Genomic DNA, 21,533 nt, shown 5'->3' with positions numbered 1-21,533 from the left:
ATATTGTCTTTACACTGTGAAAACGCGCATGAAGAAACGGTGTTCAGTCTGCAAGTCTATGACCGAATGGGTGACGGTGGCTCAGCCCTTGTCATTGATCAGGGCCCAAAACCAAAGAGATGTGCGAATAAGACTTGGATTTTGTGGCAGCATCTACTGCTTCGGCCTAATTCAGGAACATATTCCAACTGACGAACGAACACTATTCTTCGTCTCTTCCTCGGCCGAAGAGGTTCAATGCTCGTCATGCTCAAAAGTGACGTCTACGGAAATATGGTTGATCTTCAAGGTGACCGGTTTCCCGGAAGCAACTAGAGAAGGTTTATTCCCAGATAATCATTCAAATTTGATCGATTCTCTTCCTAAAAACCCGACGCCATTTATCGACTATAAAATCGACCAAAGCCAAATCTACGATTCGTTGAACTGGCTGTATCTTGACCGTTCGCAGGTGGAAGAAGACCCCGAGTTCTTCGAGGAGAATGATGGCGACTATTCGCCAGAGTTATCAGACGATGACTTCGATGACAGTTTTATAGAGACTACTTACAGAACTCTTCGCGAATTCCATGATGATATAAGCGACTGCATGGTCGGCCCGAATTATATGTTCAACAGTCTTCCAAAATCTCCCCACAGAACTTACTGGTCAGCCCGATTTGACGATGAATACACAGACGATGAAACGTTTGAGATAGACATTGAGCTGCCTGATGACCTTTCGGTGGAGGACGAGACGGACGACTTTGACCCAGAAGGGTTTTGAAAGGCTTAGCTGATTCTCCGGCTACCCAATCCGGAGTATTTAGGCGCCCGGCGCCGGGGCGGCGGCGCGGTGGCGGCGGAGCGGTTCGGGCACGAGGAAAGCGAGGACGGCCGCGCCGGCGAGCCCGATGCCGCCGGTGACGACCGACGCAGCGGCGAGCGAGCCGAGGCCGATGATGGCGCTGACGAGGAGGGGCCCGCCGGCGGTGCCGAGGTCGGTGACGAGGCGCCAGGCGCCGAGGAATTCGCCGCGGCCGGCCGCAGGCGAGAAATCGGAGCCGAGGGTCATGTTGATGCCGCTGCCGAGGCCGTTGCCGAACGAAACGAGGAGGCTGGCGAGGAGGAGCGTGAGGTAGGAGCCGGAGAGCGGCACGAGGAGCATGCCGAGGGCCATGAAGAGGAGGCAGGGGACGCCGGCGAACTTCCGGCCCCAGCGGTCCATGACGATGCCGACGGGGTAGAAGAGCGTCATATCGAGCGCCGAGGAGAGGCCGAAGATGACCGAGACCTGGGCGGCGTCGAGACCGATGCGGTCGCCCCAGAGCGGGATGACGGCCTGGCGGCTGGAGCGGAGAACCTGGATGGCGAGGGAGGCGAGACCGGCGGTCGCGAAAATGCCGGCGTGGTCGCGGAGGACGCCGAGGACGGGGTGGGAGGCATGGGCAGGCGCGGTTTCGGCGCCCGTTTCGCGGACGACGGCGAAGATGAGCAGCGCGGCGGCGAGGGCGAGGAGCGCCTGGAGGTAGAACGCGGCGTCGGTGCCGATGACGGCGGCGAGCGCGGCGCCGAGGAACGGCCCGGCGAAGTTGCCGATGCGGTTCGAGCCGCCGATGAGGGAGAGGACGCGGCCGCGCTGGTCGAGCGGCGAGACATCGGTCGCGTAGGAGAGGCGGGCGAGCATCCAGATCGCCCAGGTGCAGCCCATGACGAAGACGAGCGGGGCGAGGACGAGCGGATGGGGCGCGAGCGCGATGCCGATCGCGACGAGGAAGAGGACGGCGGTGGCGATGAGCATCGTCCAGCGTTCGCCGATGCGGGAGACCATGATGCCGGCGGGGATATCGAAGGCCATGGTGCCGATGCCGCGGAGGGCAACGAGGAAGCCGGCGAAGGCGGGCGAGGCGCCGATTTCGATGGCGTAGAGCGGCATGACGGGAATGACGGCGCCCTGCCCGACGGCGAAGAGGAAGGTGGGCAGGTAGACGGAGACGGTGAGAGAGCGGATGCGGAAGGGCGCCGGGCTGACGTTTCCGTTCACGTGAGCATGGTAGGGGCGGCGCGCCGGGCGGGCGAGCCGACGGCGGGCGGCGCGCCGGTGGCGTAGGCTTGGGGGCATGGACTGGCCCGGGCTGCGGGAGGCGCTGCTGGCGGACGACGCGGGCGCGCAGCTGCGGGCGCTGGATGCCGCGGGGCGGCTGACGGCGGCGCTCCCGGAACTGGAGGCGGGACGGGGCTTCGCGCAGCCCGAGCTGCACGCGTACGACGTGCTCGGGCACAGCCTGGCGGCGGTGGACGCGGTCGACGCGGTGTTCGCGGACGGCGCCGCTGGCCGGGCGTTCCGGGAGGCGATCGGCTGGGTGGATTTCGACCGCTGGCTGGGGCGGGAAGTGGGCGGAGAACCGATCGCGGCGCTGGTGCGGCTGGGCGCGCTGCTGCACGATGTCGCGAAGCCGGCGACGGCGACGGTGGTCGAGGGGCGGCTGCGGTTTCCGCGGCACGGGCCGGCGGGGGCCGACCTGATGGCGGAGCGGCTGACGGGGCTGGGGCTGGGCGAGGAGGCGGCAGGGCTCGTCACGAAGCTCATCCGCTACCACCTGCGGCCGCAGGAGCTGGTGCGGAACTGGCCGGCGACGGACCGGGCGGTGCGGCGGTTCGTGCGGGACCTCGACGGGGAGGTGCTGGCGCTGATGGTGGTGAACCTCGCCGACGGCTGGGCGACGCAGGGGCCGCGCTATACACGGGAGCACTTCCGGCGGCATTGCGGGTTCGTGAACTACGTGCTGGCGCGGGCGTGGGCGGCGTCGGAGGACGACGGGCCGGCGCCGCTCGTGACGGGTGATGACCTCATTACCGAGCTCGGCCTTTCCGGTGGACGCTTGCTTGGGGCTGTCCTAACATCGGTTCGCCACGCCCAGCTCGAGGGGCACGTCCGGACGCGGGAGGAGGCTCTCGCACTGGCGCGGGACGTGCTGGGGCGCCCCGGAGCGACCGACTAGCGAGGGCCGGGGGTGCCCGGGAGGAGTTTCCACCATGGCCGCAATGTGGAGCGTGATTTTCTACACCGGGCTGGCGGTTGCTGCCTTCTACTTCATCCTGCTGCAGCCGGTGCTGAAGGAGAAGAAGGAGCAGCGGAAGGCGGTCCAGCAGCTGAAGATCGGGGATGAAGTCATCACGACGGGCGGGCTCATCGGCGAGGTGAAGGACGTGGTGGTGCCGGCGGCGGGCCCGACGGAGATCATCCTCGAGATTGCGCCGGGCATCCGGGTGCGGGCGGTGACGGACGCGATTGCGCGGCGGCTGAGCACGCTGGAGACGAACGAATCGCAGCCCGCGGCCGAGGGGCCGAAGGGCGAGGTGACACACTCGGGTGCGTAGTACTTCGACGGTTCTCCTCTTCCTGTTCGTGGTGGCGCTGACGACGTTCAGCGTCATCGTCGTTTGGCCGAGCACGCCCTCGCGCTACCTGCCGGGCGACTTCTGGCCTGCTGGCCGGGGCATCAAGATCGGCGACTGGGAGCGGGAGACGATGCGGCTGGGGCTCGACCTGCGCGGCGGCGCGTACCTCGTGCTGGAAGCCGACCCGCCGCCGGACTACCAGGGCGACCTCGACCAGGCGCTGGAGAGCGCGAAGCAGGTGGTCGAGCGACGGGTGAACGCGTTCGGCGTGAGCGAGGCCGAAATCACGCGGGCGAGCGGCAACCGGCTGAGTGTGCAGGTGCCGGGCATTTCGCTGACGGAAGCGCAGGACCTCATCGGCAAGACGGCGGCGCTCGAGTTCATGGTCTATGACGACCAGTACAACCTCGTACCGGCGACGGGCGTGGTGAACGGGCAGACGCTGCAGATGACGGGCGCCTACCTGAAGAACAACACGTATCCGTCGCGGCTGGGCACGACGTTCGCGGTGAACTTCGAGACGACGGGCGTCGGCGCGCAGCTGATGGAGCAGATCACGACGCGGGCGCTGCAGTACCCCTCGGGCGACCCGCGGCGGCTGCTGGTGGTGATGCTGGACGGACAGGTGTTGAGCGAGGCGGAGGTGCAGGCGGTCATCCGGGACGCGGGCCAGATCACGGGGCAGCCGACGTTCAGCGCGGCGAGCACGCTTTCGAAGCAGCTGAACTCGGGCGCTCTGCCGATCCCGCTGCGGACGGTGCAGGCGAGCGAAGTGAGCGCGACGCTGGGCGAGGATTCGGTGCTGGCGTCGGTGAAGGCGGGCCTCGTCGGGATGGCGGCCGTGATGATCTTCATGATCCTGTACTACCGGCTCCCGGGCGTGCTCGCCTCGGCGGCGCTGGTCGTCTACACGTCCGTCGTCCTGATGATCTTCAAGCTGGTGCCGGTGACGCTGACGCTTTCGGGCATCGCGGCGTTCGTGCTCTCGGTCGGCATGGCGGTCGATGCGAACGTGCTCATCTTCGAGCGATTGAAAGAAGAGCTGCGGCGCGGGCGAACGCTGAACGCGGCGATCGATATCGGCTTCCGGCGCGCGTGGCTGTCGATCCGCGACTCGAACGTGTCGACGCTGATCACGTGCGTCATCCTGTACTGGTTCGGCGACCAGTTCGGGGCGGCGCTGGTGAAGGGGTTCGCGCTGACACTGGCGATCGGCGTGCTCGTGAGCATGTTCTCGGCGATCACGGTGACGCGCACGTTCCTGAAGATGATCCTCGGGACGCCGATGGCGAAGAGCGCGTTCCTGTTCAACGCGTCGGAGCGGCCGGCGCAGGAGCGGCCGCGGCGGCGGATGGCCGAGGCGGCAGGGGAGTAGGCCGATGCTGGACTTCGCTGGCAAGCGGTGGTGGTACCTCGGGTTCTCGGGCGTGTTCTTCGTCGCGGCGCTGGCGGCGCTGGCGATCTGGGGTCTGAAGCCGGGGATCGAGTTCACGTCGGGGTCGACGTTCACGATCCAGTTCCTCGACCGGCCGGTTTCGCAGGCGGAGCTGCGGCAGGCGATGCGGGAGCTTGGGCACCCGGAGGCGCGGGTGCAGGCCTCGGGCGAGAACACGTACATCGTTCGGACGAGCGAGCTGGAGAACGCGCCGAGCCTGACGGCGGGCGCGGGGCCGGTGCCGCCGGGCGAGATCGACGACATCGAGCGGGGGCTGCAGGAGCGGTTCGGCGCGCTGCAGCGGAAGGACTTCGCGACGGTGTCGGGCGCGGTCTCGGCGGAGATTGCGCGGTACGCGACGCTCGCCGTCATCGCGGCGGCTGCGGCGATCCTGATCTACATCTGGCTGGCGTTCCGGCAGCTGCCGAAGCCGTGGCGGTACGGCGCGTGCGCGGTCATCGCGCTCGTGCACGATGCGGTGATCGTGATGGGGCTATTCGCCATCCTCGGCGAGTTCCGCGGGGTGGAAGTGGACACGGCCTTCATCACGGCGATCCTGACGGTCATCGGCTTCTCGGTGCACGACACGATCGTCGTGTTCGACCGCATCCGCGAGATGGTGACGCACGACCCGTACGTGCCGTTCGAGGAGGCGGTGAACGCGAGCCTGACGGAGACGCTGGCGCGGTCGATCAACACGTCGCTCGTGGTGGTGCTGACGATCGTGGCGATGCTGCTCATCGGCGGCGAGACGATCCGGAACTTCCTGCTGGTGCTGCTCGTCGGCATCGTGGCCGGGACGTACTCGAGCATCGGCGTGGCGTCGCAGGTGCTGGTGGCCTGGGAGAACCGGGACCTGGCGCGGTTCTGGCGGAAGATCCGCGGGCAGCAGGAGCTGGCGGCAGCCGAAGCGGCCTGAGCGGGCGTTACGTCGGCTCGGTGCGCGACAGGGTGGCCGGCGCGGCGCTGGCGGCAAGACCCGGCAAGCGGGGCGCGGTTTCCTCGAGCTGGACCAGGAGGCGGGCGGCGATTTCGCCGTGGAGGAGCCGGCCGCGCGCGGTGAGGCGGATGCGCGGCGCGAGTTCGAGGAGGCCGGCTTCGGCAAGCTCGCGGAGGACCGGACCGGCGGCGGCGTCGAGCGGGACGAACCAGCGGCGTTCAAAGTCAGCGGGTTCGAAGCCTTCGAGCAGGCGGAGGCGGAGCGCGAGCCAGTCGGCGACCTGCGCCGGGGGCGGCGGCGTCGTGACGCGGGCGAGCGCGGGGCGCGGATTGCCGGGCGGCGCGGCTTCGACAGCGGCGATGTAGGCGCGCGGGTGGGCGACGTTCTCGTACCGTTCGCCGGCGAGGTAGCCGTGGGCCCCGGCGCCGAGGGCGAGGTAGTCGCGGTCGGTCCAGTAGGTTCGATTATGTCGTGATTCGTGCCCGGGGCAGGCCCAGTTCGAGAGTTCGTACTGGCGGAAGCCGGCCGCTTCGAGGAGCGCTGAGGCGGCCTCATACATGTCAGCGGCGAGGTCCGGGTCGGGCGGTTCGATCTCGCCGCGGGCGATGCGGGCGGCGAGCGGGGTCCCTTCTTCGACCGTGAGGGCGTAGCAGGAGAGGTGGTCGGGCTCGAGGCGCAGGGCGGCGCGGAGGCTTTCGCGCCACGCATCGAGCGGCTGACCGGGCAGGCCGTAGATGAGGTCGAGGCTGACGCTTTCGAACTCCTCGGCGCGGGCGGCGGCGACGGCGGCGGCGGTCGCCTCAGGAGAGTGGATGCGGTCGAGGAAGGCGAGCTCGGCGGGCTGGAACGACTGGGCGCCGATGGAGAGGCGGGTGACGCCGGCGGCGCGGAGGGCGCGGAGGTACGGCGGCGACGAGGTCCCGGGGTTGACTTCGAGGGTGACTTCGGCGCCGGGTTCGAACGGAGCGATGGAGCGGAGCCGCTCGAGCAGGGCGGCGAGGTGCTGCGCAGGGAATTCGCCGGGGGTGCCGCCGCCGAAGCCAACGGAGGCGATAGCGCGCCCGGCGAGGAGCGGGCGGGCGGCCTGAGCTTCGCGGAGCAGGGCGCGGGCGTAGGCATCCTTGAGGGCATCCATGCCGGCGTAGGCGTTGAAGTCGCAGTAGCCGCACTTGATGGTGCAGAAGGGGATGTGGACGTAGACGGCGAGGGGTTCGGCCATGGCTAGTGGCGGAGGGCTTCGCGGAGCTCGGCAACGCGGTGGGTGGTGATGCCATCGACGCCCCAGTCGGCGAGCTCCTGGGCGCGGTCGAGGTCATCGACGGTCCAGGCGACGACGGCGAGGCCGCGGCGGCGAAGCTCCTCGACGACGGGGCGGGTGAGCAGGCTGTGGCGGCAGGAGACGCCGCGGGGGAGGGGATCGCGCTCGGCGACGCTGAGGAAGAGATCGAGCTTGGCGCGGACGTCGATGGAGTAGAGGAGGTCGATGGAGGGGATGAGGTCGTGGAGCGCGCGGAGGACGGCCCAGGACTGGGACGAGGCGACGACCGGCGGATGGTGTTCGAGGGCGCGGAGGAGGCGGTGGAGGGCGGCGGCGGTGCCGTCGCCGCCGTCTTTGAGGTCGAGGAGGATACCGGCGCCAGAGCCGGCGGCGAGGTCGAGCAGCTCTTCGAGGCCGAAGTGGGCGGAAGGGAGCCGCTTCAGGTACCAGGTTTCGACGAGGAAGGGGAAGAAGCGGATACGGCGCTCGTGGCGGGCTTCGAAGCGGCCGCGGTGGAGCCAGAGGTCGACCTCGAGGAGGTCGGCGCGGGCCTCGATGGCGGCGGCGGCAGCGGCGGGGTCGTTGCCGCCGCCGTGGGCGATGAGGAGCGGGCGGGGGTGCTCCGGCGAGAGCGGACCGGGAGCCGCGGGAGTCACCCTGCCATGGTACTGGCCGGCGCGTTCACGGGATGGCGCGGGGAGACGGGGATTTCGCCGGCAGCGATGTCATCGAGGAGGTCTTCATCTTCGATACGGTAGCCATCCGGGATGGGGGAGATGGCGCCGAGGGTGACGAAGCGGGAGAGGAGGGCGGTGACGGTTTCGCGGCTGGTGCCGATGGTCTGGGCGAGCTCCTGGTGGGTGAGGCCGAGGCGGATGATGCCGTCCTCGCTGCGGGCGAGGAGGGTATCGGCGAGCCGTGCGGAGACCGGCTTGGAGACGATGTTCATGAAGGTGCGCTGCATGCCGGCCAGGCGGCGGGCCATGAGCTCCATCATGGCGAAACCGAGGCGGGGAGACTGCTGGAGGAGGTGAGAGAAGTCTTCCCAGGTGATGGAGACGGCCATGGTCTCTTCGATGGCCTGCGCGGTGGCGGTGCGCTCGCCGTCTTCGACGATGGCCATGTCGCCGACGACATCGCCCTTGCCGACGACGTCGAGGATGATCTCCTTGCCGTTGTCGGCGACCTGGAAGATTTTGACGCGGCCTTTGAGGATGAGGTAAACGCGCTCGGCGGGGTCGCCAGCGGCGAAGATGATTTGGCGCGGTTTGAAGCGGCGTTCGGTGAGATGGGGGATGAGGCGCTCGAGCTCTTCATCGCTGAGGACATTGAGGACGCGGGAGAGCTGACGCAGGTACCAGGCGATGGAGCGCTGGAGCGCCTGGCGGCCGCGGGGCTGGGTGTGGCGGGCTGGCGTTTCGATGGTCATCGCGATTCCCCCATGTTGCGATAGCGGATTCGGAGCTGATCGAGCAGGCGGATGGCGCCCGGGCTGGCGTCTTTCTCGGTGACGGAGACGTAGGTCTCGAGGTCGGGCAGGGCTTCATCGAGGCGGCCGAGGCGGTAGCGGAGCATGCCGCGTTCGCCGATGAGGGCGACGTTCCAGGGCGCGAGGCGGAGCTGGAGTTCGATGGTGTCGTGCCAGCGCTGGATGTCGCGGCGGTTGCGGAAGATGACGTGGAGGTTGTTCAGCATCCGCTGGAGGATTTGGCGGCGCGTGACGGCGGCGAGGAAGGTCTCGGGGCGGGCTCCGCCGAGGTCGAGGCCGCGGAGCATGGCGAGGAGTTCGGCTTCATCGAGCCGGGCGCCCTGCTGGAAGGGGTCGAGGTAGGTGTAGCTGCCGGGTTCGCCGTAGCGGACGATGAAGTGGCCGGGGAATCCGACGCCTTCGGCCGGGAGGCCGACGCGCGCTGCGATTTCGAGGTAGACGAGGGAGAGGGTGATCGGGATGCCGACCCGGCGCTCGAGGACGCGGTCGAGGTAGGAGTTTTCGGGGTCGTCGTAGTGTTCGAAGCTGCCGCGGAAGCCGCGGACGGCGAAGAGCTGGTGGTCGATGGCGTGGGCGAGCGCTTCGTGGGAGGGGCGGTCGCCGGCCTCGGCGAGGACGTCTTCGGCGATGATGTCGAGCGCGCGTGCGGCCGCGTGCGGGTCGACCGGGTGGCCGCCGAGCCGGGCGATGATCATGGCGGCGGAGAAGAGGTCAACCTCGTCGGGGTGACCGGCAACGGCGGCCTCGAAGGCGTCGAAGTCGGCGGTATTCACTCCAATCCAGTATACGAGCGGGAGGCGAAATCCCGTCACCGCGCGGGGTTCAGGGCATTTCGAGCCCGTGACGTTCGAGGAGGGCGGCGTCGGCGAGGAGGTCCGGAGTGGGGCCATCGGCGACGATGCGGCCTTCATCGAGGATGACGGTGCGGGGGAAGACTTCGGCGACGAGGCGCATGTCGTGGGTGGAGACGAGGAGCGTCTGGTCGAGGCCGCGGAGGAGGTTGATGAGTTCGCGGCGGCCGCGGGGGTCGAGCCCGGCGGAGGGTTCGTCGAGGACGAGCAGTTCGGGGGACATGGAGAGGACGGTCGCGAGAGCGGCGCGCTTGCGCTGGCCGAGGGAGAGGTGGAAAGGCTGGCGGCGCTCGAGGCCGGCGAGGCCGACGGCTTCGAGGGCGCGGGCAACGCGCGCTTCGACCTCCTCCTTCGAGAGCCCCATGTGGATGGGGCCGAAAGCGACGTCGTCGTAGACGGTGGGGCTGAAGAGCTGGTCATCCGGGTCCTGGAAGACGAGGCCGACGAGGGCGCGGATGCGGCCGAGGTTCTGGCGGGTGACGGGGACGCCGGCGATGGTGACGGAGCCCTCGGCAGGGAGGTGGATGCCGTTGAGATGGAGCATGAGCGTGCTCTTGCCGGCGCCGTTGGGGCCGATGAGGGCGAGCTTTTCGCCGGGTTCGATGCGGAGGTCGACGCCGTGGAGGGCCTGGTGGCCGTTCGGGTAGCGGAAGACGAGGCGCTCGACGAGGACGAGGGGCGCTGCGGCGGGACGAGGCTCGAGGGCAGGGGCTTCGAGCGTCATGGGCGGGGCACCCAGGTATGGGCGCTGAGTTCGAACGCGGCGAGGCCGGCAACGGCGATGAGGAGGAGGGCGAGCTGGGGCCGCGGGAAGGGGCGGTCGTGGAGGTGGCGGAGGTGGCCGGCGTAGCCGCGGGACTGCATCGCGAGGTAGACGCGCTCGGAGCGTTCGTAGGCGCGGATGAAGAGGGCGCCGACCATGTTGCCGACGACGCGGCCCTGCCAGGTCCAGTGGGGCGGTTTGCGGCCGGGGGGCACTGCCGCGCGGGAGGCGCGGGCGCGCATCATGCGGGAGGCTTCGCCGGTGAGCACAGCGAGGTAACGGTACATGAGGGCGACGATGGCCACCATGAGCCGGGGCAGCCGGAGGCGTTCGAGACCTTCGAGGAGGTCGTGGAAGGGGGTCGTGAAGACGAGGAGGGCGGCAGCCTGAACGGAGACCCAGCTCTTCAGGAGGATGGTCGCGAAGGCGATGAGGCCTTCGCCGCTGAGCGTGAGGGTGAAGAGGCCGAGGTCGAGGTCGGCGATGGGCCGGCCGGGGCGGGTGAAGATGAGCGGGAAGGCAGCGATGGCGAAGGGGAGCGCGATGAAGGCGCCGCGGAGCATGGGGAGGGGGCCGATGCGGGCGAAGAGGGAGACGGCTGCGAGGGTGAGCCAGGCGGCGGCAAGGGCGAGGAAGGCGCCTTCGGGGAGGAGGCTGACCGAGAGGATGAAGGCGATGACGAGGAGGAACTTCAGGCGCGCGTCCGCCCGGTGGAGGGGGCTCTCGCGGGGAAGGTAGCGGTCGAGGTTCAGGTGCGGGCCCTCCGGGAGGCGCGGACGGCCGCGGCGAGGCCGAGCGTGACGCCGAAGACGATGCCGACGCCGATGAGGCCCGAGAGGATGACGCTCACGCGCTCATCGTCGATGCCCGGAATGGTGTAGTCGGGGAGCCACTCGTAGGCGGGGTCTTTGCCCTTGTGGACGAACTCCTTGTCCTCGGCGACGCGGTCGAGGCCGTCGGGGTCGGAGGAGGCGGCGGGCGCGAGGAGGACGACGACGAGGACGGTGATCAGGAGGCCAGCGAGGACCCAGCCGTAGCGTTTGAGGAAGGAGCGGGAGTTCGGGGCGGCGGACATGCTCGGCTCCTAGGAGGCGGCGCGGGCGTCGCGGAGGGTGAGGAGGTCGGCGCGGGCGGCCTGGATGAAGGCGAGGGCGCCGACGGTGATGATGGCTTCGCCGATGCCGATGAGGACGTGCCAGCCGACCATGGCGACGAGGGCGGCTTCGAGCGAGGTGGTGCCGGAGGCGGCGAGCTGGAAGGAGCAGACGACGGCGGCGGTGACGACGGAGAGCCAGGCGGCGATGGCCGCGGCCGGGAGACGGCCTTTCGCTTCGCCGCCGAGCGCGGCGGCGATGGCGCGGTAGACGGCGTAGCCGCCGATGGTGCCGATGAGGCCCATGTTGAAGATGTTGACGCCGAGAACGACGAGGCCGCCGTCCTGGAAGACGATGGCCTGGACGGCGATGACGCATGCCATCACGATGGTGGCCGCGTAGGGACCGAGGAGGACCGCGGCGAGGACGCCGCCGAGCAGGTGGCCGGAGGTGCCGCCGGGAATCTGGAAGTTGAACATCTGCCCGGCAAAGATGAAGGCGGCCATGACGCCCATGAGGGGGATGGCGCGGTCATCGAGCCGGGCGCTGACCTGCCGGAGCGAGACGGCGAGGGCGGCGGCGGTGATGACCCAGAAGACGATGCTGACTGGGACGGAGAAGAACCCGTCGGCGGCGTGGAGGAGGAAGATGGGGGTCATGGGTTCTCCCGGGTGCCTGCGTTCCGAGATGCAGTTTACCTGCAAAGAGTTGCAGCTACGAGGGGCGGGCAACGGAAGCCGGCGGTAGCGGTTTGGACGTGCGGGCCGGTATCGTTCGAGGCATGGACGAGCCGGTGCGCTACCGGGTGGGAAACCTCGACATCGCCGTCATCTGCGACGGGTACATCAAGCTGGACGCGGGCGCGGTGATGGGGCTCGTGCCGCGGGTGATGTGGGAGCCGATCATCGGGCCGGAGAACATCGACCGAGAGCACCGGATGACGCTCTCGCTGAACTGCATCGTGGTGCGGAGCGGCGACGAGATCCTGCTGGTGGATACGGGGATGGGCGACAAGGTGCAGGGCACCCCGCGGGAGCGCGGCTTCCCCGGGGAGTACGGCCGGCTGCTGGAGGGGCTGCGGGCGCTGGGGCTCGGGCCGGAGGACATCACCGTGGTGGCGAACACCCACCTGCATGCGGACCACTGCGGCTGGAACACGCGGCGCACGGAGGACGGCCGGCTGGTGCCGACGTTCCCGCGGGCGCGGTACATCATCCAGGCGGGGGAGTTCGACGCGGCGATGCACCCGAACGAGCGAACGCGGGGCACGTATTTCGAGGAGAACTTCGCGCCGCTGCAGGGGACGGGGCAGCTGGAGCTGGTGGAGGGGGAAACGGAGCTGATCCCGGGGGTGAAATTCTGGCCGACGCCGGGGCACACGGCAGACCACGCGTCGATCGTGCTGAGTTCGGGCGGGGAGACGGCGATCTACACGGGCGACCTCGTGCACCACGCGGTGCAGGTCGAGCGGCCGGCGTGGATCGCGGCGTTCGATATCCTGCCGCTGATGTCGCTCGAGTCGAAGAAGAAGCTGGCGGAGCGGGCGCTGCGGGAAAACGCGCTGCTGATTTGCGTGCACAATCCGTTCCCCGGGACGGGGCGGCTGACGGAGCGGGACGGCCGGCGGACGTTCGTGCCGGCATGAGCGCGGGGGTGATGCGGCTGGCGCTGCGCGACACGCACGCGGCGTTCGGAGCCGCGTTCGGGGTGCGGCGGGGCTGGGAGATGCCGCTGCACTACGGCGGCCCGGCGGCGGAGTATGCGGCGCTGCGGGAGGGCGCGGCGGCGTTCGACCTGAGCTGCCGAAGCCGGTTCATGGTGACGGGGCCGGATGCGGGTGAGGTGGTCGCGGCGGCGCTCGCGGGCCATGCGAGCGAGATGGAGGAGGGGCGCGCGGGGCGGTTCGCGCTGCTGGATGCGGAGGGGAACATCGCCGACCTCGTGCTGGCAGCGCGGACGGGCGGAGCGGCGTACCTGCTGAGCGGCGAGCCGGAGCGGCGGGAGGCGCTGGCCGCGGCGCTGGCGGCGGCCGTCGGCGAGGGGTTCGAGGTACGCATCGACGACCGGACGGCGACGACCTGCGCCGTGGGGCTGGCGGGGCCGGCCGCAGCGGCCGCGATGGCGCGGCACGTGGCGGAGGCGCTGCCGGGGCGGCTGGGGCCGCTGCACTGCGCGGCGTTCGAATTCCACGGATTCCGGGCGCTGGCGGTGCGGGCGAGCGGCACCGGGGAGGACGGCTTCGAGCTGGTGCTGGCGCCGGCGGTGGCGAGCCACCTGCTGGGGACGCTGCGCACGGCGGGGGTCGCGCTGGCGGGGTGGGAGGCGCTCGAGACCGCCCGGGTGGAGGCGTGCATCCCGGCGTGGGCGCCGGACCTCGAGCCGGGGCTTTCGCCCGCGGAGGCAGACCTCGACGTGCTGCTCGGCATCCCCGGCGGGCGCGAGGGCCGCATCCTTTCGGCGTTCCTGCTCGAAGGCGAGCCCGTGCCGGCGGGGACGGCGATCGTCGACGCCGAGGGCCGCCCGGCCGGGGAGGTGCGGTCGTGCGTGCGGGCCGCGGGATTGAAGGCCACGGCCGGGCTGGCGATCATTGACGCGGCGGCGGCGTACCCGGGCGCGGCGCTGCGGGCGGGCGACGCGCAGCTGCTGGTGGCCGCGAAGCCGCTCTATCGACGCAGAACGGAGGGGAGTTCGCAGCGATGGTAGACCTTTCGGCGCTGGCCGCGTACGAACCCCGGTGGCCGGGGGTGGTGGAGCTGAACCTGCAGGACCAGTGGCGCGCCCGCTGGGTCGATGAGCAGGTGCTGCCGGCGAATGCGCCGGTGAACTACGCCTATGCGATGGTGGTGGCAGGCGAGCGCGGGTACGTGCTCCGGCGGCCGGGCGAGACGGCGTGGGGGATGGTGGAGGGGCCGACGGGTGACCGGCACGCGCAGGCGTTCGTGGAGGAGGAGGTGCGGGCGCGGATGGGCATCGAACCGGGGCTCGTCGAGCTCATCGGGTTCTTCGAGTGCAAGGCGACCCGGCACAACCGGGAGTATCCACAGGGGACGCTGACCGTGCGGCCGCTCTACCTGGTGGTGGCGAAGGAGGTCGGCGATACGCCGGCGGGCTGGGAGCGGCGGCGGCTGCCGCTGAACGAGTTCATGGTGGCGCTGCGGTCGCGGTATCCGGAGCTGGATGAGTACCTCGGGAAGGCGGCGCTGCGGCATGCGGTGCTGCGGAAGGAAGGGAAGGGGTAGGCTCGAGGGCCGCGGCTATTCGCCGTAGGTGCGGGCGAGCAGGTCGTAGAGCTGGGGGTCGTAGGAGCGGAGCCAGGCGCGGTCGCGGCGGCCGGCGAGGTCGGCGTGGAGGAAGTAGGCCTGGGTGCCTTCGGCGAAGTATTCGTTGGCGTTGGTGGCGGCGTAATCGCCGCGGTATTTGCCGGCGGCCATGGCATCGGCGTAGTACTGGCGGACGTCGAAGTAGTCGGCCGGGGGCAGCGCCCAGCCCATCACGAGGTGGCCGAGTTCGTGGTAGAGGATGTTGAGGCCGCCGCAGGGGCCTGAGCGCCGCCCGAGAAGATCGTCTTCGTTCACGGTGACGACGGGGTAATCGGCGGAATCGGCGACGCCGCAGACGTGGTCGAAGAAGTCGCGCGCCTCCTGGTCGTCGAGGCAGCGGAATTCGGGCAGGTCGAGGACGCCCTGCCCGCTGGCGGCGACGATGACGTAGGCGCCGTCGGCGGCGAGGTTGGTTTCGAGGTCGTTGTTCGCGAAGAAGCGCTCGACGGTTTTCTTCGCGGCCTCGATGGCGCGGGGCGAGACGCGGTCGTTGGCGACGATGGCGATGCCGGCGGCTTCGGCGATTTGCGTGTACTCGGGGGCGAAGCGGCGGGGCTGGCCGGGGTCGGGCATGCGGGCGACGCCCTGGCAGACGTCGCCGGCGGCCGCGAGCGGGGTCGGGGTGGCCCGGGGGAGGGGCGTCTCGGCGGCCGGGCGGGCCGGGGCGGGGGCGGCGTCGGAGGCGGAGCGCAGGACGATGCCGGCCGTCCCCGCGAGGGCGAGGATGGCCAGGAGGGTCGCGCCGGCGAGGGCTGCGGCGGTCTTCACGATGACAGGGTAGGGCCGGAGCGGCCGGGGCCGGAAGTGCGGCTTGACCCGGGGTTTCCGCGGGACGGACCGGGGCCGCCGCGCGGCTTACCGCTCGAGGGCGAACCTGACGGTGACGCTGACCGTGATGGTGGATTCGCCGGGTTCGATGGGGGTGCTGTCGCCGGTGGCAGCGGCGCGCGGGACGGCGAGCGGCACGGGGCCGCTGACGGCCGTTTCGCTGATGGCGAGGACGTCGCCGAGGCGGACGCCAGCGGCGGCGGCGTAGGTTTCGGCGCGCTTGCGGGCGTCGGCGATGGCGTTCTTCCGGGCGGTTTCGAGGAGGGCCTCGCGGTCGCCGAAGCCGAACTGGAGGCCGTTGACGCGGACGGCTTCGCCGCCGGCAGCGATGGCGTCGTCGATGACGCGGCTGAGGCGGTCGAGGTCGCGGACGCGGACGGTGAGGATGTTCGAGACGGCATAGCCGGTGATGACGGGCTGGCCCGGGCGGGAGTAGTCGTAGACGGGGTTGACGCCGACCTGGCGGGTCTGGATGTCGCGGTCGGCGACGCCGTTGGCCTTGACGCTGGCGATGAGGCTGGAAGCGGCGCGCGCCGCGCGGTCGCGGGCTTCGGCGACGGTGGCGGCGAAGGCTTCGATGCCGAGGTCGATGGTGGCCATATCGGGCGCGGCGGACGCTTCGCCGGTGCCGGAGACGGTGATGCCGGTTTCCATGGGGGCCTCCCCGGTGATGACGGTGGTCTCGCCGTTCGAACAGGCGGAGACGAGGAGGAACGGGGCGACCAGGAGGAACGGGGCGAGGAGCAGCAGGGCACCGAGAGGAAGGAGCCGATTCGTGTTCATTGCTGGCGCCTCCGGGCGATTTCGAGGGTGGCGAGGGCGGCGAGGGCGAGTGCAGCAGCCGCCCCGGCGGCGACGAGGAGCCAGCCCGGCGGGCCGGCGCGGCCGGACTCGCCGGGTTCGGCGAGCGCGACGGCGGGTGCTTCTTTGCCTGCGGCATCGTCCGGGGCGGCGGTCGTGCGGACTTCGCCGCCACCGGCGTCATCGGCCGGCGCGCCGGGGCCGGTCGCGGGGACGGCGGGCTCCGCGGTGGTTTCGGGGCCGGGGGAGCGGCCGGAGCCGGAAGCGCCCGCGCCGCCCGTCGGCGGAGGCGCCAGCCCGGGCGTGGGTTCCGGGGTAACGGCGAAGGGCGCCACGGTGGCGGCGCCGCCGGCAGTATCACCGTCGTCCGGGGCGGCCAGCGGCGCCATCGCGTCGCCGGCATGCTCGCGGGAGGCGAGCGGCGCGGCGTCTTCGCCGCGGGGAGCGGTCACGGCGAGGACGGCGACGACCGCGAAGGCGGCGACCGCTGCCGCCGCGATGCCGCGCGCGCCGAGCAGGAGCGGCCCGGGGACCGCCGCGCGAGCGGGCGCGGGGGTGGGTGCTTCGAGCATCGCCGGGGTCAGCCGGAGGGAGCGGGAGGGTTCGCGGAGGGGGAGCGCGCGCAGGGCCGCCCGGAGGGCGCGCTCCTCATCGAGCCGGGCGCGGCAGGCGGCGCAGCGGGCGACGTGCTCGTCGAGGCGGCGGAGGCTGGCCTCGTCGGCGCGGCCGCTCACGGCATCGGTGATGCGGGCATGCCAGGCGCGGTGGCGGCGGAAAAGGCGGTCGATCATGCGTCCCCTCGGTCGTGAAGACGTCCTGAGCGCGGGAAAAGTTCCGGGTGGCGGGCGAGGAGCTGGCGGAGGCGCTCGCGGCCGCGCGAGAGGCGGGATTTGACGGTGCCCATGGAGACGCCGGTGGCGGCGACGATTTCGTCGTACTGGAGGCCGTGGACGTCGGCGAGGAGGACGACGTCGCGCTGGTCGGGCGGGAGCTGCGCGAGGGCGCGTTCGAGGGCGTCGCTGAGGCTGCGGGCTTCGAGGGCGGCGGCCGGGTCGGCGGCGGGGTCTGGCGGGTCGATGGCGGGGTCGTCCGGGTCACCGGCGTCGAACGGCCGGGTGGGGACGCGGCGCATGCGGCGCCGGAGCTCGTCGCGGGTTTGGTTGAGGGCGATGCGGAGGAGCCAGCTGCGGAAGCTGCCGCCTTTGAACTGGCCGAGGGCGCGGTAGGCGGAGAGGAAGGCTTCCTGGGCCGCGTCTTCGGCGGCGGTTCGTTCGCCCAGCCGGCGGTAGCAGACGGTGAACACGAGGGACTGGTAACGGTCGACGAGGCTGTTGAAGGCGTCGAGATTGCCGTCTTTTGACAAAGAGACCAGGTGCTCGTCCGGGGGTTCGAGCGTGTCGGTCATGTGGGCCGAGGGTAGGTCAATCGGCTGTAAAGGGCGAAGCGAAGGCCGCGCCCAGAGCAGCGGGGAGGCTATGGTACGCTGATGACGATGGACAATGGCGAGGGCCGGCCCCTCGATGAACTGGAATCCGGCCAGCAGGACCCGCAGGACTGGTACTTCGACCTCCCGAGCGACGCGTGGAAGCGGCAGGAGGAGAAGAACCGGCAGCTCCGCGAGCGGGTGCGGAGCGGGGAGCAGGAACCGCCGGAGCGCGCGCGGCGCGACCCCTGGGTGTTGAACCGGCCGGCGCCGGAGCCGCCCAAGAAGCGCGGGCTCTTCGGGCTCGGGCGGAAGAAGAAGGACGGGGAGGACGAGCCGCGCCGCGCCGCGCCCCAGCAGCGAGCGTTCGGGGGGTGGCTGGGCGAGCACCGGGACGGCGAGGACGATGACGACTGGTCGACGGAGCGGCTGGAGCCGGGGATCGCCTCGCAGCCGCTGCAGCTGAAACCGCGCGGGGGCGCGGCGCCGGGCGGCCCCGGAGATGCCCCGCGGGAGCCGGCGGGGCCGATCGAACCGCCGCCGCTGCGGCTTCGGCCGCGGCGCGAGCAGGAGGACGGCTCGCGGCTGAACTGGGATTTCGGGCCCGGGGCATGGCCTGGGCCGGAGGCGGACCAGCCTGCCGGGGAGAAGGCGGCGGATGCCGAGGACGACGGCGGGAGCATCGTCGCGCAGATGCGGGCGTGGGCGGAGCGCGGCCGGGATGAGGGGCATCGGCGGTTCGGTACCGGGTTCGAGGCCGCGCGGGACGGCAGCGGCGAGGCACCCGAGGCCAGCCAGTGGGACGCGGCAGGATTCGCGGCCGAACCGACGGGCGCAGCGGCGGCGGGGATGGGCGACGCGCACGAAGGGGAATCTGCGGACGAGGCGTCGGTATCCCCAGCTGGATGGCACGAGGAGCGCGCTGCGGCCGAATGGGCGGCACCGCCGTCGCTGCCGCTCATCCGGCGGCGGCAGCCGGGCGAGGGCGAACCCGGCCGGGAGCCCGGCAAGAGCAGCAAGTGGGATGAGTTTTTCGGCCTGAACCGCGACGGGGCGGAGGATGAGGAGGGCGGCACGGGCGTTTCGGAAGGCCTCGCGGCGATGCGCGAGTGGGCGAAGAAGAAGCCGCTCGGCGAGGACGTTCGCGACCTGAGCCAGGTGCCGGAGGAGTTCCTGAAGCCGTTCGACTGGGAGCTCGAGGAGCAGGGCGAGCGCGCGGAGGCGTCCGTGGCACCGGCGGAGAGCTGGATGGATGAGACCGGCAGTCCGGCCGACGACGCCGGGAAGAGAGCGGATGAGGACGGGCCGGTGCTCGGCTGGCAGGACCACGAGGACGGGGTGCGCGCAGCCGCGTCGGCAGCCCCGGGCGCGCCGGCCGGCGCGGACGAGCTTGCGGCGGCGTGGCAGGATGGCAGCAACGAGGACGCCAGTCCGTTCGCCGCGTTCGCTCCGCCGGAGGCGGAGTCGGCCGCGGGGCATGAGCCGGCGTTCGCCGGCGCGTGGCCACCGACCCCGGACGAGACGCCGTCCAGCCCGTTCGCGGCCTTCACCCCGCAGGCGACCGACGCCGGGGAGGACGTCGGCGTATCCGACGCGGCCGCGGCATGGCAGGAGTTCGAGGACGACGCTGCGCAAGGGCTGGAACCGGAGCCGGCGCGCGACACGTTCGACACCCCGGCGGCATGGCAGGCCCCGAGGGATGACGACTCCCCGCCGTTCGCGGCGTTCGCGGGGCGAGGGGATGAGCGGGCGGGCGACGACGACCCGCTGGCGGGCCTGTTCCCGGTGCGCGATGACCGGGGTGCTCCCGAGCCGCCGAAGGAGAAGCGCGGCCTGTTCGGGCGGCTGTTCGGGCGGAAGCGAGTAGAGGAGCCGGCTCCGGACTTCGCGCCGGGCACGGACTGGCGGGCGGCGTGGCAGTTCGAACAGGACGGCCGGGACGATACGGGCGCGAGCGCATCGCTCGGGCCCGCGGAAACGCCGGGGGTCTTCGAAGGAAGCCGGCTGGTTGCGCATGAGGCGCCGGCGACCACCCCGGAGGGGTGGGGCGCGAACGCGGGCGAGGCGCTCGCGGACGACGTCGAGGCGGTGAGCGACTTCGCTGCGCAGGTGCAGTCGCTCGCGTGGCAGCTCGAGGAGCAGGGCCGCGAGCCGGCCGCGGGCGCCAACACGGCATGGGCTGAAGAGACCCCTGGGACCGCTGACAGCGATGGGTGGGCGCCAGAGGTCGCGGCCGGGTTCGTCCCGGAAGCGGCGCCGGTCGGCGACCTCCCGGCAGAGCGTGCCGCAGCAGATGACGAGGACGAATGGGCGCCGGAACCGGTCGAGCTCGTCGGGCGTGCGTTCGGAGACGCCGGACCCTCGCTGGGGCTGCTCGACCAGGCCGAACCCGAGCCTGAAGCCGGGAGCGACAGCGATAGCTGGGCGCCGGAGCCGGTGGAGCTGAGCTCCCCGGCATTCGGGGCGGCGGTGCAGGCGGCGCTGTGGGGCGACGGTCAGTCCGAACACCGGGAGGCGGACGTCACGAGCGACCAGCCGCGGCCGTGGTGGGAAGCCAGCGAGGCCGAGGAGACGGTCGAGGAGGCCGTCGCGAGCGCCGCTGAGCCCGTCAGCCCGGCGGACGCGCCGGTCGCCGAAGCGCCGCGGCCGTGGTGGGAAGCCAGCGAGGCCGAGGAGGCCATCGAGGAGGCCGTGGCGAGCGCCGCTGAGCCGGTGGTCCCGGTGGCGGATGTCACGAGCGACGAGCCGCGGCCGTGGTGGGAGACGAGCGAGGCCGAGGAGACGGTCGAGGAGGCCGTGGCGAGCGCCGCTGAGCCGGCGAGCCCGGCGGACGACGCGCCGGTCGCCGAAGCGCCGCGGCCGTGGTGGGAAGCGAGCGAGGCCGAGGAGACGGTCGAGGAGGCCGTCGCGAGCGTCGGCGAGCCCGTCAGCCCGGCCGACGCGCCGGTCGCCGAAGCGCCGCGGCCGTGGTGGGAAGCGAGCGAGGCCGAGGAGACGGTCGAGGAGGCCGTGGCAAGCGTCGCTGAGCCGCTGAGCCCGGCGGTGGATGTCACGGGCGAGGAGCCGCGGCCGTGGTGGGAAGCCAGCGAGGCAGAGGAGACGGTCGAAGAGGCCGTCGCGAGCGCCGCTGAGCCCGTCAGCCCGGCAGTGGAGCCGGTTGCCGAAGAGCCGCGGCCGTGGTGGGAAGCCGGCGAGGCCGAGGAGACGATCGAGGAGGCCGTAGCAAGCGCCGCCGAGCCGGCGAGCCCGGCGGACGACGCGCCGGTTTTCCAAGAGCCGCGGCCGTGGTGGGAAGCCAGCGAGGCCGAGGAGACGGTCGAAGAGGCCGTGGCGAGCGCCGCTGAGCCTGTCAGCCCGGCGGACGACGCGCCGGTTGCCGAAGAGCCGCGGCCGTGGTGGGAGACGAGCGAGGCCGAGGAGACGATCGAGGAGGCCGTGGCGAGCGCCGCTGAGCCCGTCAGCCCGGTGGCGGATGTCACGAGCGACGAGCCGCGGCCGTGGTGGGAAGCCAGCGAGGCGGAGGAGACGGTCGAGGAGGCCGTGGCGAGCGCCGCTGAGCCGGTGCGCCCGGCGGTGGAGTCGGTTGCCGAAGAGCCACGGCCGTGGTGGGAGACGAGCGAGGCCGAGGAGACGGTCGAAGAGGCCGTGGCGAGCGTTGCTGAGCCCGTCAGCCCCGCAGTGGAGCCGGTTGCCGAAGAGCCGCGGCCGTGGTGGGAAGCCAGCGAGGCAGAGGAGACGGTCGAAGAGGCCGTGGGGAGCGCCGCTGAGCCCGTGAGCCCGGCGGACGACGCGCCGGTCGCCGACGAGCCGCGGCCGTGGTGGGAAGCCAGCGAGGCGGAGGAGACGGTCGAGGACGCCGTGGCGAGCGCCGCTGAGCCGGCGAGCCCGGCGGACGACGCGCCGGTTTTCCAAGAGCCGCGGCCGTGGTGGGAAGCCAGCGAGGCCGAGGA

Annotated in this window: 22 protein-coding genes; 9 read left to right on the top strand and 13 right to left on the bottom strand. The window is 71.2% G+C overall.

Annotation, left to right across the window (positions count from 1 at the left end; translation table 11 throughout):
- Positions 1 to 58 precede the first annotated feature (58 nt).
- Complete coding sequence (locus N2041_RS07135; protein ID WP_297677239.1) at positions 59 to 766, top strand: hypothetical protein; 708 nt, start codon at positions 59 to 61, stop codon at positions 764 to 766.
- Positions 767 to 805: 39 nt separating this feature from the next.
- Here N2041_RS07135 and N2041_RS07130 read toward each other — a convergent pair whose 3' ends face one another.
- Entirely contained in the window at positions 806 to 2,023 is a 1,218-nt protein-coding gene (locus tag N2041_RS07130) for an MFS transporter (protein WP_297677237.1), read from the bottom strand.
- Positions 2,024 to 2,099: 76 nt separating this feature from the next.
- Between N2041_RS07130 and N2041_RS07125 the strand changes: the two genes are divergently transcribed.
- The 4 genes from N2041_RS07125 to secF are packed head-to-tail and all read left to right on the top strand — an operon-like array spanning position 2,100 to position 5,735.
- The gene (locus tag N2041_RS07125; RefSeq protein WP_297677235.1) at positions 2,100 to 2,981 is read left to right on the top strand and encodes an HD domain-containing protein; all 882 of its coding nucleotides are present in this window, start codon (positions 2,100 to 2,102) and stop codon (positions 2,979 to 2,981) included.
- 34 nt (positions 2,982 to 3,015) lie between these two features.
- Positions 3,016 to 3,360, top strand: coding sequence for a preprotein translocase subunit YajC (gene yajC / locus N2041_RS07120; RefSeq protein ID WP_297677234.1), 345 nt, complete (start codon positions 3,016 to 3,018; stop codon positions 3,358 to 3,360).
- A complete protein-coding gene (gene secD, locus N2041_RS07115; protein ID WP_297677232.1) occupies positions 3,353 to 4,756 on the top strand; it encodes a protein translocase subunit SecD in 1,404 nt (467 codons plus the stop codon). The genes yajC and secD overlap by 8 nt, the downstream gene beginning before the upstream one ends.
- Before the next feature lie 4 nt (positions 4,757 to 4,760).
- Complete coding sequence (gene secF / locus N2041_RS07110) at positions 4,761 to 5,735, top strand: protein translocase subunit SecF (protein ID WP_297677230.1); 975 nt, start codon at positions 4,761 to 4,763, stop codon at positions 5,733 to 5,735.
- A 7-nt stretch (positions 5,736 to 5,742) separates the two neighbouring features.
- Here the strand turns inward: secF and hemW are convergent, their stop codons facing one another.
- The 8 genes from hemW to N2041_RS07070 are packed head-to-tail and all read right to left on the bottom strand — an operon-like array spanning position 5,743 to position 11,870.
- On the bottom strand, positions 5,743 to 6,975 hold the full coding sequence (hemW, locus tag N2041_RS07105) for a radical SAM family heme chaperone HemW (RefSeq protein WP_297677228.1): 1,233 nt from the start codon (positions 6,973 to 6,975) through the stop codon (positions 5,743 to 5,745).
- Positions 6,976 to 6,977: 2 nt separating this feature from the next.
- A complete protein-coding gene (locus tag N2041_RS07100) occupies positions 6,978 to 7,670 on the bottom strand; it encodes a glycerophosphodiester phosphodiesterase (RefSeq protein WP_297677226.1) in 693 nt (230 codons plus the stop codon).
- A complete protein-coding gene (locus N2041_RS07095; protein ID WP_297677224.1) occupies positions 7,667 to 8,443 on the bottom strand; it encodes a Crp/Fnr family transcriptional regulator in 777 nt (258 codons plus the stop codon). Before N2041_RS07095 ends, N2041_RS07100 begins: the two co-directional genes overlap by 4 nt.
- The gene (locus N2041_RS07090; protein WP_297677222.1) at positions 8,440 to 9,276 is read right to left on the bottom strand and encodes a SirB1 family protein; all 837 of its coding nucleotides are present in this window, start codon (positions 9,274 to 9,276) and stop codon (positions 8,440 to 8,442) included. Before N2041_RS07090 ends, N2041_RS07095 begins: the two co-directional genes overlap by 4 nt.
- Before the next feature lie 49 nt (positions 9,277 to 9,325).
- The gene (locus N2041_RS07085; protein WP_297677220.1) at positions 9,326 to 10,078 is read right to left on the bottom strand and encodes an energy-coupling factor ABC transporter ATP-binding protein; all 753 of its coding nucleotides are present in this window, start codon (positions 10,076 to 10,078) and stop codon (positions 9,326 to 9,328) included.
- Positions 10,075 to 10,869, bottom strand: coding sequence for a cobalt ECF transporter T component CbiQ (cbiQ, locus tag N2041_RS07080; RefSeq protein ID WP_297677374.1), 795 nt, complete (start codon positions 10,867 to 10,869; stop codon positions 10,075 to 10,077). The genes N2041_RS07085 and cbiQ overlap by 4 nt, the downstream gene beginning before the upstream one ends.
- Positions 10,866 to 11,192, bottom strand: coding sequence for a PDGLE domain-containing protein (locus N2041_RS07075; protein WP_297677218.1), 327 nt, complete (start codon positions 11,190 to 11,192; stop codon positions 10,866 to 10,868). The genes cbiQ and N2041_RS07075 overlap by 4 nt, the downstream gene beginning before the upstream one ends.
- A 9-nt stretch (positions 11,193 to 11,201) precedes the next feature.
- On the bottom strand, positions 11,202 to 11,870 hold the full coding sequence (locus tag N2041_RS07070) for an energy-coupling factor ABC transporter permease (RefSeq protein WP_297677216.1): 669 nt from the start codon (positions 11,868 to 11,870) through the stop codon (positions 11,202 to 11,204).
- A 122-nt stretch (positions 11,871 to 11,992) separates the two neighbouring features.
- Between N2041_RS07070 and N2041_RS07065 the strand changes: the two genes are divergently transcribed.
- The 3 genes from N2041_RS07065 to N2041_RS07055 are packed head-to-tail and all read left to right on the top strand — an operon-like array spanning position 11,993 to position 14,450.
- Positions 11,993 to 12,856 carry an MBL fold metallo-hydrolase gene (locus tag N2041_RS07065; RefSeq protein ID WP_297677213.1) on the top strand — a complete coding sequence of 288 codons (864 nt, stop codon included), beginning with the start codon at positions 11,993 to 11,995 and terminating at the stop codon, positions 12,854 to 12,856.
- Complete coding sequence (locus tag N2041_RS07060; RefSeq protein WP_297677210.1) at positions 12,853 to 13,914, top strand: hypothetical protein; 1,062 nt, start codon at positions 12,853 to 12,855, stop codon at positions 13,912 to 13,914. Before N2041_RS07065 ends, N2041_RS07060 begins: the two co-directional genes overlap by 4 nt.
- A complete protein-coding gene (locus N2041_RS07055; protein ID WP_297677208.1) occupies positions 13,908 to 14,450 on the top strand; it encodes a hypothetical protein in 543 nt (180 codons plus the stop codon). Before N2041_RS07060 ends, N2041_RS07055 begins: the two co-directional genes overlap by 7 nt.
- A gap of 15 nt (positions 14,451 to 14,465) precedes the next feature.
- Here N2041_RS07055 and N2041_RS07050 read toward each other — a convergent pair whose 3' ends face one another.
- From N2041_RS07050 to N2041_RS07035, 4 genes are all read right to left on the bottom strand, one after another.
- Positions 14,466 to 15,299: a hypothetical protein gene (locus N2041_RS07050; protein WP_297677206.1), complete on the bottom strand. Its 834-nt coding sequence runs from the start codon at positions 15,297 to 15,299 to the stop codon at positions 14,466 to 14,468.
- Positions 15,300 to 15,386: 87 nt separating this feature from the next.
- Positions 15,387 to 16,142: an SIMPL domain-containing protein gene (locus tag N2041_RS07045; RefSeq protein ID WP_297677204.1), complete on the bottom strand. Its 756-nt coding sequence runs from the start codon at positions 16,140 to 16,142 to the stop codon at positions 15,387 to 15,389.
- Positions 16,139 to 16,951 (bottom strand): hypothetical protein, encoded by an 813-nt coding sequence (locus N2041_RS07040; protein ID WP_297677202.1) that lies wholly within the window; start codon positions 16,949 to 16,951, stop codon positions 16,139 to 16,141. Before N2041_RS07040 ends, N2041_RS07045 begins: the two co-directional genes overlap by 4 nt.
- Positions 16,948 to 17,565 carry an RNA polymerase sigma factor gene (locus tag N2041_RS07035; RefSeq protein WP_297677200.1) on the bottom strand — a complete coding sequence of 206 codons (618 nt, stop codon included), beginning with the start codon at positions 17,563 to 17,565 and terminating at the stop codon, positions 16,948 to 16,950. Before N2041_RS07035 ends, N2041_RS07040 begins: the two co-directional genes overlap by 4 nt.
- Positions 17,566 to 17,646: 81 nt before the next feature.
- Between N2041_RS07035 and N2041_RS07030 the strand changes: the two genes are divergently transcribed.
- A partial coding sequence (locus N2041_RS07030) for a hypothetical protein (protein WP_297677198.1) occupies positions 17,647 to 21,533 on the top strand: 3,887 nt, incomplete at its 3' end.

Source organism: Tepidiforma sp., assembly GCF_026419595.1.
Lineage (GTDB): Bacteria > Chloroflexota > Dehalococcoidia > Tepidiformales > Tepidiformaceae > Tepidiforma.
This window is presented reverse-complemented; position numbering and strand designations above follow the sequence as displayed.